We start from the raw sequence: 14,953 nt of genomic DNA, 5'->3' as shown, positions 1-14,953 counted from the left end.
CCATGACGACTTCTGCCAACGCCCGTCGTACCAAGAAGAATCCACCGCTGCGTGTCGGCATCGGAGGCCCGGTCGGCTCCGGCAAGACCACCTTGACCGAGATGCTCTGCAAAGCCATGCGCGAGCGCTACGATCTCGTCGTCATCACCAACGACATCTATACGAAGGAAGACCAGCGTCTGCTCACGGTGGCCGGCGCGCTGGCGCCCGAGCGCATCCTTGGCGTCGAGACGGGCGGTTGCCCGCACACGGCCATCCGCGAAGATGCGTCGATCAACCTCGAAGCCGTCGAGCGCATGCTCGAACGCTTCCCCGACGCCGATGTGGTCTTCATCGAATCGGGCGGTGACAACCTCGCGGCCACGTTCAGCCCCGAACTCTCGGACCTCACGATCTACGTGATCGATGTGGCCGGTGGCGAGAAGATCCCGCGCAAGGGCGGCCCCGGCATCACCAAATCCGATCTCCTCGTCATCAACAAGACCGATCTCGCCCCCTACGTCGGGGCCTCGCTCGACGTCATGCGTTCGGACACGCAGAAGATGCGCGGCATGCGTCCGTTCGTCATGGGGAACATGAGGGAAGGCAAAGGCCTTCAGGAGATCATCAGTTTTATCGAGGCGCGGGGGATGCTGGCTTGAGGTAACGCACGAAGCCGCCGGCCGGGAATACGTCAGTCGTGGAATGGGGAGTCCTTAGGAGGCCAGGGACGACTGACGTTGTGCAATGACAGGATGGTGACTGCGTTCTCCTTCAATCGGTAGATCAGTTTGTAGTGTTTATGGGGCACTAACACCCGGGCGTTCCCTGCATTGTGCGGACGTCCCATCGCCGGGAAACGCCGCAGATTCCTAAGCGCGCGCTCCACGGACACATTCAGGTTCAACGCGGCGCCGGGACTGGCATTCGACAATTGGTTCCAGAGGATGACACGTTCGCGCAGGGCATAGTCCGACCGTCGAATCGTCACACTCACCGCGTATCCAACAGCCTCCGACTATATTCGGCGAACTGGGCACTGACCACCTCGTCAGGGACTGTGCGCCCCGCATCGGCATCCCGAAGCCCCATGAGGATGCCCACAAACTCGTCGACATGGATCTCGCCGGGATCATGCGGGGACTCGAAATACGCTGGGTTAAGGTCGATTGAGCAGCCTGTTTTGACGACTTCGCCGGGCAGCTTGCGGCCGGCGGCCACGTCGGCAAGTCCGCGGATCGTCGCGTCGTAGAGGATCTGCGCTTCTTCTTCGACGCCGAGCGCGTAATGCTCAGAGGACGTGGAGGACTTAGAGGACGTGAAGGACGTGAAGGACGTGGCGGGAATGGCATGCGTCGGCGCTTGGCGCGCGAAGCGATCGGTGCCTTGATCGACAATGGGCATCGTGACTCCTGACGGGGATTTGGGCGGGGGGCCACTCACACGAGTGTTACCAAATTAATCGTCAGGGATGGGTGGAGTCAATCGGGTGGGCTTGTTTCTCGGGCGATTCCTAGCGGGATCGCCCGTCCATCTCATGTCCGCTTCAGACTACCGCTGCGCCACGGAAAACCCATGCTCGCGCAGCAGTTGCAGCACCCCATGCGGGCCGCCGAGATGGAGCGTGCCGATGGCGACGAAAACCGGCTTGCCCGGGTCCGCCAGAAAGAGCATGCGCGCCAGAAAACGTCGATTGCGCGAGTACAGGATGCGCTCGTCAATGGCGTCGGCCAGTGCCACGTTGCGCCGCACTTGCGCCGCCTTGCTCTGCGACCAGTCGAACACCAGCTCGGCATCCCCCGCGCGCCACAGGCGGTGCAATTCCTCCACCTGCGCCGTTGCCGTCTTCGGCGTGAGCACCAACTCCTGCGCCAACAGTTCGTTCTGCTGGGCCGACGTGAGACCGGTGAAGGCATCCATCTGCTCCGCCAGCGATTCGAGACCGACGATGCGGCCGCGATAGATATTCTCCAACTGATTCTCGGTGCCGTACTCCGTCTGGAGATCGGCCCCCATCGAGTCCAGCGTCTCGACGAGCAGCGCCGCCAGCCACGGGCGCATGTGACGAATCTCGGAGAGCATCGCCGGATTGCCCTTGAGACGCGCGCGCAGCTTACGCCACAGCGGCGCCGGGATCAGCCTCGGCAGACAGGCGCGGGGACACATGCCGTACTTCTGGACGTCGTCCTGGGACATCGTCAGGTCGTCGGGCGACAACTCGAACGCCACCACCGCCGACACGCGCAGCGCGTCGACAACGACTTTGCGAAACGGGTAGTCGTCCGGCTTGCCGACATGCAGGGTGCCCATCACGTAGATGGTCATGTCGCCCTTGCGGGCTTCGTAGAACGGGAGATTGGCGCCGGGCGGCGATTCGCCCGGCTCGGGGACGACCAGCGGCAGCGGGCGCAGCGCCACGGCGCGCGGCGTCACCGGCGACGCCGCATCCAGCGTGATGGCGAACGTTATCAGCAGGCAACCGAGCAGCCAGCCAGCCAAAGCAACGCCCCGACTCACATACGTCGCGCGTGGTGGTCCACCCAATCTCGTCATCCCTCAATGTCTTCAACCCGATGGCACGCCACCAGACGCCCGTCGAGCTTGCGCAATGTCGGCACTTCTTCTCGGCAACGGTCTATCGCGTACGGGCAGCGCGGTGCAAACGCACACCCCGGTGGCGGCCGCAACGGCGACGGCAGCTCGCCGATCAGCGGAATCTTCACGCGCCGCTCGGCGGCCTTGATCGCCGGCGTGGCGGACATCAGCGCCTTGGTGTACGGATGCAGCGGCTTGCCGAACACGGCGGCCTTGGGACCGTGTTCGACCGCGCGGCCGAGATACATCACCATGACGTCGTCGGCCACATGCTCGACCACCGCGAGATTATGCGACACGAACACGTAACTCGTCGCGTATCGGTCCTGCAAATCCATGAAAAGATTCAGGATCTGTGCCTGAATTGAGACATCCAGGGCCGAAACCGGCTCGTCCGCGACCACGATGGCCGGCGACAGGATCATCGCCCGCGCAATCGCCACCCGCTGCCGCTGCCCGCCCGAGAACATGTGCGGATAGCGCGCCACATGTTCCGGCCGCAAACCCACGGTGCGCATCATCGCCGCAATCGTCTCGCCTCGCTCGGCGCGGCTCGCCGAGGTATTGATGGCCAGCGGCTCGTCGAGTGCCTGTCCCACCGTCTTGCGCGGGTTGAGCGACGCATACGGGTTCTGGAACACCATCTGGATGCGCGTGCGCAGCGGCGCCAGATCGCCTGCCGACGCCGCCGTGGTCTCGGTCGCGTCGACCATGAGTCTCCCGGACGTCGGCGCCTCGATCAATGTCAACACCCGTGCCAGCGTCGATTTGCCGCACCCCGATTCGCCGACCACGGCCAGCGTGCGGCCGGCAGCCAGCGTGAACGACACGCCGTTGAGCGCCTTGACGGTGGCTTGCGGGCGCATGAAACCCTGGTTCACCGAGTAGAAGCGCGTCAACTCCTGCGCGGCCAGCACCGCGCGCCCGGCATCGTCCGCCGTCGGCGCCGACGGCATCCCCGGCGGTGCCGCGAAAACGGTTTCACTCATGGCGCACCTCCCGTCGTCGGTTCGACCGCCACCGCATGCGGCAGCGGCTTGAAGCATCGCACCTGCGGCGAATCCGCCGCTTCCGGCCCGAGGTAGGGCGTCAGCGCAGGCGGCACCATGCGGCAATGGTCGTCGGCATACGGACACCGCGGCGATAGCAGGCATCCCGCCGGTCGATCGTCGCGCCCCGGCACCACGCCGGGCAACGTGCGCAGTCGCCTGACGCCCCGGTTGTGCTCGGGAATCGCCGCGAGCAACGCTTCCGTGTAGGGATGATGCGGAGCATCGAACAGTGCCGGCACCTGCTGGTCCTCGATCACCTGCCCGGCATACATGACCGTCACCCGGTGCGCAACCTCGGCCACCACGGCGAGATCGTGCGAAATCAGCACGAGCGCCATGCCGTGATCCTTCTGCAACTGCAGCAGCAAGGCCATGATCTGCGCCTGGATGGTCACGTCGAGCGCAGTGGTCGGCTCGTCGGCAATCAACAGCTTCGGGCGGCAGGCAATCGCCATCGCGATCATCACCCGCTGGTTCATCCCGCCGGAGAGTTGATGCGGATACGCCCCGATGCGGGTCGCGGCATCGGGAATCTCGACCTGCTCGAGCAACTCGACCACGCGATCGCGCAACGCACGCCCACGCAGCCCCATGTGACGGCGCAACACCTCGCCGATCTGGTAGCCAACGGTGTAGCTGGGGTTCAGGCTGGAGAGCGCGTCCTGGAAAATCATCGACACGTCACGCCCGACGATGCCGCGCCGCTCGCGCGCCGACGCGCGCAGCAGATCGCGACCGTCGAAGCGCACTTCATCGGCACGCACGCGGCCCGGCGCGTCGACCAGCCCCATGAGCGCGAGCATCGTCACGCTCTTGCCCGAACCGGATTCGCCGACCACGCCAAGAATTTCGCCCTGGGCGACGTCGAGGTCGATGGCCTCGACGGCGCGCGCGCCATCGAAGTCGACCGAAAGATTTCGAATGGAGAGCAGACTCATGCGATTCGTTTCAGTTTGGGGTCGAGTGCATCGCGCAGGCCGTCACCGACCAGATTGATGGCGAGGACCGAGATGACGATCGCAAGTCCCGGCAGCGTCACGATCCACCAGGCACTTTCCATATAGTCGCGCGCGGAGGCGAGCATCGAGCCCCACTCGGCGAGCGGCGGTTGCACGCCCAAGCCGAGAAAGCCGAGCGCCGCCGCATCGAGAATGGCCACCGAGAAACTGAGCGTGGCCTGCACGATGAGCGGCGCCGCGCAGTTCGGCAGCACCGTCGAGAACATCAGCCGCAAGGTGCCCGCCCCCGCCATACGTGAGGCAATGACGTACTCTCGCTGCAACTCGCCGATCGCAGCCGCGCGCGTCAGACGCACATAGGCCGGCAACGTCACGATCGCGATGGCGATGGTCGTGTTGGCGAGGCCCGGGCCGATCACGGCAACCACGGCCACCGCCAGCAACAGCGATGGCAGCGCCATCATCATGTCCATCAGCCGCATGATCGGCGTGTCGAGCCAGCGCGGAAAGAACGCCGCCAGCAGCCCGAGCAGAATGCCCGGAATCAGCGAGAGCACCACCGACGACAGGCCGATCCAGAACGACAGGCGTGCGCCGTAGATCAGTCGCGAAAGTATGTCGCGACCGGCCTCGTCGGTCCCGAGCAGGAACTGAAGGTTACCGCCCTCGAACCACGCGGGCGGAATCTTCACGAAGTCGCGATATTGCTCGATGGGACTGTGCGGTGCGATCCACGGCGCGAAAATCGCCGCCACGAACATCGACAACAGTATGATGGCCGCGGCCGTTGCGCCACGGTTCACCGTGAAGCTGCGCAGGAACTCCCGGAACAAACGCGCACGTGGTGTTGCCGTCACGGCGGCGGGAGGCGGCAGCGTAGCCGGTGTGTCACTCATGATTGACCTCCGTCAGTGCCGGATGCGCGGGTTGACGACGCCATAGAGCACGTCGACCAGCAGGTTGACCAGGATCACGCCCGTCGCGATGAGCAGAATGCCGCCCTGCACCACCGGATAGTCGCGCCGCAGAATGGCGTCGATCAGCCATTTGCCGATACCGGGCCACGAGAACACGTTCTCGGTGAGCACCGCACCGGCGAGCAGCGCGCCGACTTGCAGACCGATCACGGTGATGACCGGAATCAGCGCATTGCGCAGCGCATGCACGACGATCACGCGCCACGGCGAGAGCCCCTTCGCGCGCGCCGTGCGAATGTAGTCCTCGCGCAGCACTTCGAGCATGGCCGAGCGCGTCATGCGGGCGATGACCGCGAGCGGCACGGTGCCGAGCACGATCGTCGGCAGGATCAGGTGACTCACCGCAGAGCTGAATGCCCCTTCTTCGCCTGAGAGCAAGGTGTCGATGAGCATGAAGCCGGTCACGTGCGGCACGTCGTACTCCACCCCGATGCGCCCGGACACTGGGGTCCATTGCAGGTAGACGGAGAACAGCATGATGAGCAGCAGACCCCACCAGAAGATGGGCATGGAATAGCCCGTGAGCGCGGCGCCCATCGTCGTGTGATCGAGCATCTTGCCGCGCCGCAGCGACGCCGCCACGCCCGCGGGCAAGCCCACGGCGAGCGCAAAGATCATCGCGCACAGGGCGAGTTCGAGTGTCGCGGGAAAGCGAGCGAAGAACTCGTGAAGCACGCCTTCGTTGGTGACGATGGAGCGCCCGAGGTCGCCCTGTGCCGCGTGCTTCAGATAGACAAGATATTGCGTGGTGAGCGGTTGATCGAGACCCAGGCGCTTCATCGCCTCGGCATGCATGACGGGGTCGAGATTTCGCTCGCCCACGAGCACTTCGATCGGATCGCCGGGAATCAGGTGAATCAGCGCGAACGCCAGGACAGTGATGCCGATGAATGTCGGGATCACCATGCCCAGTCGTCTCAGGACGAATCTCAGCATAGGAGGGTTCCGTGGGGGCTTCGCGCACCGCCCGCCCCCGGCGCAGGGACGGGCGGCACTGTGCCGCGTGAATCGATCGTGGACAATCCTTTGTCCTGTTGCGACAGGCAGGCTCGGGCGCGGCGGCCAAGCCTGCCTGCGTGATACCGCAATGACGGCGGGCGGCGACCGGTGCCCTGCGTCAGCCGGAACCGTTCGTCATTGCATCACGCCGGACGACCTATTCCAGCGACACGCCGATGAAGCTGTTGCGGCCGAACGGGCTGAGCTTGAAGCCCTTCACGTTCGTGGCCATCGGCTTGTATTGCGTCGAGTGCGCGATGGGCGAGAACGGCAGTTGTTGCGCGAAGATCTCCTGCGCCTGTGTGTAGAGCTTCGTGCGCAACGCCACGTCGGTGGTCTGGCGCGCCTGCTTCACGAGATCGTCGAACGGCTTGTAGCACCACTTGGAGAAGTTGTTGCCGTTGATCGAATCGCAGCCGAGCAGCACGCCGAGCCAGTTGTCCGGATCGCCGTTGTCGCCGGTCCATCCGATGAGCAGCGCATCGTGCTCGCCCGCCTTGGCGCGCTTGATGTACTCACCCCACTCGTACGTGACGATATTGGCCTTCACGCCGATCTTTGCCCAGTCGGCCTGAATCATCTCGGCCATGAGCTTGCCGTTCGGGTTGTACGGACGTTGCACCGGCATCGCCCACAGCGTGATTTCCATGTTCTTCACGCCCGCCTTGTCGAGCAGCGCGCGGGCTTTCTCGGGGTCGTAACTGGCCGACTTGATGTTCTTGTCGTAGGACCATTGCGTCGGCGGCATCGGCGCGCCGTTCGACAACTGACCGGCCGAGCCGTACACGGACTGGAGAATCGCCTTCTTGTTGATCGCCATGTCGAGCGCCCGACGCACCTCCACACGATCGAGCGGCTTCTTCTGCACGTTGTACGCCACGTAGCCGAGGTTGAAGCCGACCTGGTCCGGCATCTTGAGCTTCGACGCCTTGCCCTGCGCCGCGATCTCCGCCTTGAGCGCATCGACATCGGCCGGGCGCGGGTAGGTCGCGACCTGGCATTCGTTGCGCTTGAGCTTCTGAATGCGGACATTGGCGTCGGTCGTGATCGCGAAGATCAGCTTGCTGACCTTCGGGGGCAGACGCGTGTCCCAATACTCCTTGTTGCCATCGAAGCGCAGCGTGGCGTCCTTCGTATAGCTGCGGAAGATGAACGGACCGGTACCCACCGGCTTGAGCGCGATATCGCGAGGATTGTTCGCCGCGAGCAGCTTGTCGGCGTACTCCTTCGAGAGGATCGACGCGAACGGCATCGCGAGGTTCTGGATGAACGGCGCATCGACCTTCTTCAGCACGAAGCGAACGGTGTACGGATCGACGACCTCGATGCGGTCGATGTCGGCCTGCAGGCCCATGTCGACGAAATACGGAAACTCCGTCGGATAGGCCTTGCGGAAGGGCATGTCGCGATCGCCCATGCGATCGAAGGTGAACTTCACGTCCTCGGCGTTGAAGTCACGCGTGGGCTTGAAGTACTCGGTGGTGTGGAACTTGACGCCCTTGCGCAGGTGGAAGGTGTAGATCTTGTTGTCCGGCGAGATGTCCCACGACTCCGCGAGCGAGGGCATCACCCCCGTCTCGCCCGGCTTGAACGCGATCAAGCGGTTGTAGATGGCATCGGCGGGATCGAAATCGGTGCCGGTGGTGAGCTGGCCAGGATCAAAACCGGCCGGGCTGCCCTCGGAGCAATACACGAGGGTCTTGTTCGGGATTTCGACGGCTGCGGCGGGCCGGATCACGGCCGCACCGGCAAGCAAGGTCGCAGCCAAAAGCAAACGCAGGGTGTGGGTCTGTTTCATGGGCTCCTCGGGATCGGGTGTGACGCCCGGCAACGGTCCGTCGCCGGGCCTACGAGGGATATTACTGAAGCTTCCCGCGTGTCACAACACGCCAAATCCCTAGAAAACCGCCCATTTGTGGTGTTTTTGATTAGGAAATCGCTGAATTATGATTAGAATTGACTTCCCACTGCCCCCACCGGTTGGCAAACGAATGGCACAACGCCCTACAGTCCGAGGCGCTGCCACATCGCTTTGGTGGCCGACGCCGCGTTGAGGGTATAGAAGTGCAAACCGGGCACCCCCTGCGCGAGCAATCGCTCGCATAGCGCCGTCACCACGTCGAGCCCGAAGGCCCGGATCGAGTCGCGATCATCACCAAAACCTTCGAGACGCTTGGCAATCCAGCGCGGCACTTCGGCGCCGCACATCTCCGAGAAGCGCATCATCTGCGAATAGTTGGTGATCGGCATGATCCCCGGCACGATCGGCACGTCGACCCCCAGGCGCGAGGCGTCGTCGACGAAACGGAAATACGCGTCCGCATTGAAGAAGTACTGCGTGATGGCCGCGTTCGCGCCCGCCTTCACCTTGTGCGCGAAATGCTCGAGGTCCAGGCGCGGCGACTTCGCCTGCGGATGGTATTCCGGGTAGGCCGCCACCTCGATGTGGAACCACTCGCCGGTCTCGGCGCGAATGAACTCGACCAGTTCCGACGCATAACGAAACTCGCCGATCTCCCCCATCCCCGACGGCAGATCGCCACGCAGCGCCACGATGTGGCGGATGCCGTGCTGGCGATACGTCTGCAGAATCTCGCGGATGTTGTCCCGGGTCGACCCGACGCACGAGAGGTGCGGCGCCGCCTCCACGCCTTCGCGTTGGATTTCGACAACCGTATCAAGCGTACCCTGCTGGGTGGAGCCACCGGCACCGAACGTCACCGAGACGAACTTGGGGCCGAGCGGGAACAGTTGCTGGCGCGTGGCGCGCAGCTTCTCCGCGCCCTCCGCCGTCTTGGGCGGGAAGAATTCGAAACTGAAGGAAGGTTGCGTCATGATCGTTCTATTATCGTGAGAGCCGCTCATGCCGCGCGTGTCGCGTGCACGAAGAACTCCCGGTTGCCGTCACCGCCAGCGATAGGACTGTCGAGCCATGCGGCCACCACCAGTCCCAGCGCCTCACAGGCGGTGCGGATTTTTGTCTCCACTTGCGCATACTGCGCGACATCTCGCACGAGGCCGCCGCGGCCGATGTGCTCGCGTCCCACTTCGAACTGCGGCTTGACCAGCATCAGCAAATCGCCGCGCGCCCCCAGCAGTGGCGCGAGCGCGGGCAGCACCAGCGTGAGCGAGATGAACGACACGTCACCGACGATCAGGTCAAAACCCGCCTCAGGGACGGCCGACATCCGCCGTGCCGGTTCGCCATGCCCGTCGCCCTGCGACGCGGGCTGCGCCAGACGCGCATCGAGTCCCTCACGCGTCAGGTGCCGCGCGTTGATGCCTTCGAGCGACACGAGCCGTGGCTCTCCTGCCAGACGTTGATGCAGTTGCCCGTGGCCGACGTCGATACCAACGACCTGCGCGGCGCCTGCCTGCAAGAGGCAGTCCGCAAAGCCCCCAGTCGACAGCCCGACGTCGAGCGCTACGCGGCCAGTGACGTCGAGATGCCGTTGCGCGAGCGCGCCGGCCAGCTTCAACCCACCGCGCGACACGTAGCGGTCTTCGCCGGGCAGGCCATCGGCGGCCGCACGCACTTCGAGATCGTCGTCGCCCGCCACGACCTCGCTGGCCTTCTTCACGGCCGTCTCGGTGCCCGCGTAATACACGCGTGCGGCATCGATCAGACGTTGCGCGGCGGTGCGCGATGCGGCCAGGCCTCTGGCGACGAGAGCCTGATCGGCACGAAGGGCTTGCGACATGACAGCGGGTTTCCTGCAAAACACGGGGGACGGCGGCGCGTCGACCCTTACACGTTGGTGGCGCGGTCGCCGCCGAACACCAGCGCCGACAGAATCCACGAGATCAGGCTATAGAGCAGCGAGCCGAAGAGCGCCGCCCAGAAACCCGATACTTCGAAGCCCTTGACGACATGCGCGGCCAGCCAGAACAACAGCGCGTTGATCACGAAGATGAACAACCCCAGCGTGAGCACCGTGACCGGCAACGTCAGCACGACGAGCAGCGGCCGGAGAAACGCATTGATCAGGCCAAGCACGATCGCAACGACCAGGGCCGTTCCGATGCCCTTGAGCTGAATGCCAGACACAATGTGCGGCAAGACGAGAAGTGCGATGGCGTTGATGAGCCAAATCAGCAGCAGACGCATGGCAAGCTCCGAAGAACAGACCGGTGCGGGACCGTCCCGGCACCGGCAGTGACAAAACCCAACGCGGCGGCGTTCGGCGCCGCCGCGTCAAACCGTGACGCCTTGCCCGTGCCTTGCAGCGCACCGGCGAGCGTCCGGCGAAACGCGTGATGGATCGGTCGCGATCGATCAATAACGATAGTGCGCCGGCTTGAACGGACCGTTCTTGTCGACGCTGATGTAGTTCGCCTGATCGTCGGTGAGCACTGTCAGTTCGGCACCGATACGCCCCAGGTGCAGACGCGCGACCTTCTCGTCCAGATGCTTCGGCAGCACGTACACGCCGTTCTTGTACTTGTCACCGTGCACGAACAGTTCGATCTGCGCGAGCGTCTGGTTGGTGAACGAGTTGCTCATCACGAACGACGGGTGGCCCGTGGCGCAACCCAGGTTCACGAGGCGGCCTTCTGCCAGCAGGATGATGCGCTTGCCGTCCGGGAAGATGATGTGATCGACCTGCGGCTTGATGTTTTCCCACGTGTACTTGCGGGTCGACGCCACGTTGATTTCCGAATCGAAGTGACCGATGTTGCACACGATGGCCTGGTGCTTCATGGCCGCCATGTGGTCGTGATCGATCACGTGGAAGTTGCCCGTGGCCGTCACGAAGATGTCGGCCTTGTCGGCGGCATAGTCCATCGTGACCACGCGGTAGCCTTCCATCGCGGCCTGCAGCGCGCAGATCGGATCGATTTCCGTGACCCACACCGTGGCGCCCAGACCGCGCAGGCTTTGCGCGCAGCCCTTGCCCACGTCGCCGTAGCCTGCCACGAGGGCGATCTTGCCGGCAATCATCACATCGGTCGCGCGCTTGATACCGTCGACCAGCGACTCACGGCAGCCATACAGGTTGTCGAACTTCGACTTGGTGACCGAGTCGTTCACGTTGATGGCCGGGAACGGCAGCGTGCCGTCCTTTTCCATCTGATACAGACGGTGCACGCCCGTCGTGGTTTCTTCGGTCACGCCCTGGATCTGCGACAGGCGCTTGCTGTACCAGTGCGGATCGATGGCGATATGGCGCTTGATCGAGGCATACAGCGCGACTTCTTCTTCGTTGGTCGGATTGCCCACGACCGACAGGTCCTTCTCGGCCTTGCTGCCCAGGATCAGCAGCAGCGTGGCGTCGCCGCCGTCATCGAGAATCATGTTGGCGAACTCGCCGTTCGGCCATTCGAAGATGCGGTGGCTGTATTCCCAGTATTCGTCGAGCGACTCGCCCTTGAAAGCGAACACAGGGATGCCGGCGGCGGCGATGGCCGCTGCGGCGTGATCCTGCGTCGAGAAGATGTTGCACGAGGCCCAGCGCACATCGGCGCCCAGGGCGACGAGCGTCTCGATGAGCACACCCGTCTGGATCGTCATGTGCAGCGAGCCGGCGATGCGCGCGCCCTTGAGCGGCTGGCTGGCCTTGAATTCGGCACGCGTGGCCATCAGGCCGGGCATTTCGCTCTCGGCGATGGTCAGCTCTTTGCGGCCCCAATCGGCCAGCTTGATATCGGCAATATGGAAATCGGAGAATTTCGAATCGACTACGGCGTTCATCACGCCTCCTTTCTCTAAAAGACTAGATAGTTGGGACGTGAGCGCCGTTCTTGGGGCCCGCACGCCATGCGCTCCGGAAGGGAACCGGCGGCCGGCGGGGCCAATAGGAAGGATCTTGAGCCTGGCAGCACCGTGGCTGTCGCAACGCTCCTCAAGACCCCGGCATTGTAGCAAAACTGACGCGCGGCGTCGGGGCAACGACGACGCCCGATGCGATATTTTTTGCCGCGAAGGCGAGACGGAGACGACTCGCCCCCCGCGCCGCCTGGCGCTTAGATCGGCAGGTGGGCGAGCAGCGGCGCGGCAAACACCATCACGATGCCGTTGATCATCATGACGAGGCTGGCCACCACGCCCTCTTCGCTGCCGATCTGGCGTGCCTTGGCGGTGCCGAAGCCGTGCGCGCCCGCGCCGAACGGCGCGCCGCGTGCCATGCGGGTGCGCAGCGGCAACCACGAGAGCAACGCCTCGCCGAGCAGCATGCCGATGAACCCGGTGATGATGACGAAGAGTCCCACCAGATCGCGCGAACCGCCAACCTTGTCGGAGACCGCGAGCGCGAACGGCGTCGAGATCGAGCGGGCCAGCAGGCTGCGCGCCATCTCGGGCGGCAGCTCGAACAGGCGGGCCAGCACGAAGGAGCTGCCCACGGCCACGATCATCGCCACGAGCACGCCGACGATCAGCGCGAAGGCGTGCCGGCGCATGATGTCGCGGTGCTCGTAGATCGGCACGGCGAACGCGATCGTCGTCGGGCCGAGCAGCCAGACGAGCCAGCGCGAGTCGGAGATATACGTCGTGTACGAAATGTTACCGCCGACCATCACGACGATAAGCAGGACGGGCGCGAGAATGGCCGGGCCGAGCCATACCTTGCCGAAGCGCGCATGAAGACGCTTGGACACGTAGTAGAAAACGACCGTGAGAACGAGCAGCAGGAGCGCCGTATGATTCATGGCAAGACCCGGCAAGCGCTAGCAGGAATGGGCACCGCGGCGATAGCGGCGACGAGGCACGCGCAGCGCATCAGCGACCGTCGTGCGCGTGCGCACGGCGCGCCGGCATGCGAACGAGGGCGCGCTTGAGATGACGCTCGGCACGGCAGGCCAAGTCGACCGCCAGCGCTGTCGAGACCATCACGAGCACGGTGCCGACGCCAATCACGGCGAGCAGTTGCAGGCCTTCGCGGCGCAGCAGATCGGTGTATTGCATGACCGCCGCGACCATCGGCACGAAGAAGAGGATCATTTCGGCCAGGAACCAGTCGGCACCGCGCTTGATCTTCTCCGTCTTCAGGACACCGCTCATGAGCAGCGCCACCACGGCGAGCAGGCCCAGCACGCCGCCGGGCAGCGGGAGATGAAAATGACGCGACGCAGCATCCGCCACCAGGTAGATTCCGGTGAGCAGCGCAATTTGCCAAACCATGTCAACCACGCGCTTACCACGGCGATACATACGGCTGGCGATCATCTTGGTCATGGTGGGGCTCCGGGATGTGGCATCAATATGGAACCCAGTATAGGAAGCACCGCAACATAAATATAATGAATTAGTATTATCAAATCGATTCCAAATTGGAATAATTTAAGTATTAACCCTAGTTCGACATGAGAAAGCCTTATCGGACGGGGCTTTCCGGCTGATGGCACCCACTCGGTGCAAAAGAGAGACCCAGGATGGAACTGCGCGCGTTGCGGGGATTTGTGGAAGTCGTACGACAGCAGAGCTTCACGGCGGCAGCCGAGGCGCTGTTCGTCACCCAGCCGACCGTGAGCAAGATGGTCAAGGCGCTGGAAGACGAATTGGGTACGCCGCTGATGTTGCGTGAGGAGCGCGGCATGGGGCGCAGGCTGCAGTTGACCGATGCGGGACGCGTGGTCTTCGAGCGCGGTCAGGACGTGCTCGCCGCTTACGCCCGGCTACAGCACGAGGTGGCCGATCTCGAGACGGTCGCGCGCGGCGAATTATCGATCGGGATTCCGCCGCTCGGTGGCGACCTGTTCATTCCGGTGATCGGTGCGTTTCATCAGCACTATCCGGATATCGAAATGAAGCTCTTCGAAACCGGCTCGCGCGCCATCGAACAGGCACTGCTGGCCGGCGATATCGAACTGGGCGCCGTGCTGCTGCCGGTCGATCCCACGATACTCGACGTGCTGCCCGTGTGCCATTACGCGTTACGTCTGATTGCGCCGCGCGAATCGCGCTGGGAAGGACGCGCCTCCATCGGCCTGGGCGAGTTGCGCGACGAACCGTTTGTCTTTTACGGCGAAGGGTTTGCCTTGTCCGAACTGGTGATCGCTGCATGCCGTCGTGCAGGCTTCACCCCCAAGATTGCGGGACGTTCGAGCCAGTGGGACTTCATTGCATCGATGGTGGACAATGGCGTCGGCATTGCCTTGCTGCCCGAGCCGTTCTGCGCGCGGCTCGATCCGAAACGATTCGTGATCGCGGACGTGCGTGACCCCGAGATTCCGTGGGATCTGGCGATGGCGTGGCGGCGCGACTCGTATCTGTCGCACGCGGCGCGACGCTGGCTCGCCCTGGCGCGCGACCTTCTCGGCCCAGGCGGCGACGGCGAGGCCAAGGCGGCCATCGCCGGCGGCGCGCGGCAGACATGACGTCCGGCCGTCGTCGACACCCGCCGCGTCGAGGGCGCGCCGGCCCGCCCGATCATGCGTCATCCGACACGATCTG

At 64.0% G+C, this 14,953-nt stretch carries 16 protein-coding genes and 1 riboswitch; of the genes, 2 read left to right on the top strand and 14 right to left on the bottom strand.

The window, feature by feature from the left end; translation table 11 throughout:
- The first annotated feature begins 2 nt into the window (after positions 1 to 2).
- Positions 3 to 641 (top strand): urease accessory protein UreG, encoded by a 639-nt coding sequence (gene ureG / locus PTE31013_RS01605; protein WP_150611081.1) that lies wholly within the window; start codon positions 3 to 5, stop codon positions 639 to 641.
- Between the two features lie 32 nt (positions 642 to 673).
- Here ureG and PTE31013_RS01600 read toward each other — a convergent pair whose 3' ends face one another.
- From PTE31013_RS01600 to PTE31013_RS01535, 14 genes are all read right to left on the bottom strand, one after another.
- Positions 674 to 976 carry a type II toxin-antitoxin system RelE/ParE family toxin gene (locus PTE31013_RS01600; RefSeq protein WP_150611080.1) on the bottom strand — a complete coding sequence of 101 codons (303 nt, stop codon included), beginning with the start codon at positions 974 to 976 and terminating at the stop codon, positions 674 to 676.
- Complete coding sequence (locus tag PTE31013_RS01595; protein WP_150611079.1) at positions 973 to 1,383, bottom strand: hypothetical protein; 411 nt, start codon at positions 1,381 to 1,383, stop codon at positions 973 to 975. Before PTE31013_RS01595 ends, PTE31013_RS01600 begins: the two co-directional genes overlap by 4 nt.
- A gap of 147 nt (positions 1,384 to 1,530) precedes the next feature.
- Entirely contained in the window at positions 1,531 to 2,532 is a 1,002-nt protein-coding gene (locus PTE31013_RS01590; protein ID WP_425495520.1) for a TraB/GumN family protein, read from the bottom strand.
- A complete protein-coding gene (locus PTE31013_RS01585; RefSeq protein WP_150611558.1) occupies positions 2,529 to 3,530 on the bottom strand; it encodes a peptide ABC transporter ATP-binding protein in 1,002 nt (333 codons plus the stop codon). The genes PTE31013_RS01590 and PTE31013_RS01585 overlap by 4 nt, the downstream gene beginning before the upstream one ends.
- Positions 3,531 to 3,559: 29 nt before the next feature.
- Positions 3,560 to 4,564 (bottom strand): ABC transporter ATP-binding protein, encoded by a 1,005-nt coding sequence (locus tag PTE31013_RS01580; protein WP_150611077.1) that lies wholly within the window; start codon positions 4,562 to 4,564, stop codon positions 3,560 to 3,562.
- A complete protein-coding gene (locus PTE31013_RS01575) occupies positions 4,561 to 5,481 on the bottom strand; it encodes an ABC transporter permease subunit (RefSeq protein WP_150611076.1) in 921 nt (306 codons plus the stop codon). Before PTE31013_RS01575 ends, PTE31013_RS01580 begins: the two co-directional genes overlap by 4 nt.
- A 12-nt stretch (positions 5,482 to 5,493) precedes the next feature.
- Positions 5,494 to 6,498 carry an ABC transporter permease subunit gene (locus tag PTE31013_RS01570; RefSeq protein WP_150611075.1) on the bottom strand — a complete coding sequence of 335 codons (1,005 nt, stop codon included), beginning with the start codon at positions 6,496 to 6,498 and terminating at the stop codon, positions 5,494 to 5,496.
- 220 nt (positions 6,499 to 6,718) lie between these two features.
- Positions 6,719 to 8,359 (bottom strand): ABC transporter substrate-binding protein, encoded by a 1,641-nt coding sequence (locus tag PTE31013_RS01565; RefSeq protein ID WP_150611074.1) that lies wholly within the window; start codon positions 8,357 to 8,359, stop codon positions 6,719 to 6,721.
- 206 nt (positions 8,360 to 8,565) lie between these two features.
- Positions 8,566 to 9,396 carry a methylenetetrahydrofolate reductase [NAD(P)H] gene (gene metF, locus PTE31013_RS01560; RefSeq protein WP_150611073.1) on the bottom strand — a complete coding sequence of 277 codons (831 nt, stop codon included), beginning with the start codon at positions 9,394 to 9,396 and terminating at the stop codon, positions 8,566 to 8,568.
- Between the two features lie 26 nt (positions 9,397 to 9,422).
- Positions 9,423 to 10,262 carry a TlyA family RNA methyltransferase gene (locus tag PTE31013_RS01555; RefSeq protein WP_150611072.1) on the bottom strand — a complete coding sequence of 280 codons (840 nt, stop codon included), beginning with the start codon at positions 10,260 to 10,262 and terminating at the stop codon, positions 9,423 to 9,425.
- Between the two features lie 47 nt (positions 10,263 to 10,309).
- Positions 10,310 to 10,669 carry a phage holin family protein gene (locus tag PTE31013_RS01550; RefSeq protein ID WP_150588632.1) on the bottom strand — a complete coding sequence of 120 codons (360 nt, stop codon included), beginning with the start codon at positions 10,667 to 10,669 and terminating at the stop codon, positions 10,310 to 10,312.
- 168 nt (positions 10,670 to 10,837) lie between these two features.
- Positions 10,838 to 12,253, bottom strand: a complete 1,416-nt coding sequence (ahcY, locus tag PTE31013_RS01545; RefSeq protein ID WP_150611071.1) for an adenosylhomocysteinase — start codon at positions 12,251 to 12,253, stop codon at positions 10,838 to 10,840.
- A 32-nt stretch (positions 12,254 to 12,285) separates the two neighbouring features.
- Positions 12,286 to 12,412, bottom strand: a riboswitch (S-adenosyl-L-homocysteine riboswitch).
- A gap of 113 nt (positions 12,413 to 12,525) precedes the next feature.
- Positions 12,526 to 13,209 (bottom strand): LrgB family protein, encoded by a 684-nt coding sequence (locus tag PTE31013_RS01540; protein ID WP_150611070.1) that lies wholly within the window; start codon positions 13,207 to 13,209, stop codon positions 12,526 to 12,528.
- 70 nt (positions 13,210 to 13,279) lie between these two features.
- Complete coding sequence (locus PTE31013_RS01535; RefSeq protein ID WP_150611069.1) at positions 13,280 to 13,735, bottom strand: CidA/LrgA family protein; 456 nt, start codon at positions 13,733 to 13,735, stop codon at positions 13,280 to 13,282.
- 197 nt (positions 13,736 to 13,932) lie between these two features.
- On the opposite strand from PTE31013_RS01535, the gene PTE31013_RS01530 reads away from it, so the two are divergent.
- Positions 13,933 to 14,877, top strand: coding sequence for a LysR family transcriptional regulator (locus PTE31013_RS01530; protein WP_150611068.1), 945 nt, complete (start codon positions 13,933 to 13,935; stop codon positions 14,875 to 14,877).
- Positions 14,878 to 14,953 lie beyond the last annotated feature (76 nt).

The organism is Pandoraea terrigena (genome assembly GCF_902459705.1).
Taxonomy (GTDB): domain Bacteria; phylum Pseudomonadota; class Gammaproteobacteria; order Burkholderiales; family Burkholderiaceae; genus Pandoraea; species Pandoraea terrigena.
This window is presented reverse-complemented; position numbering and strand designations above follow the sequence as displayed.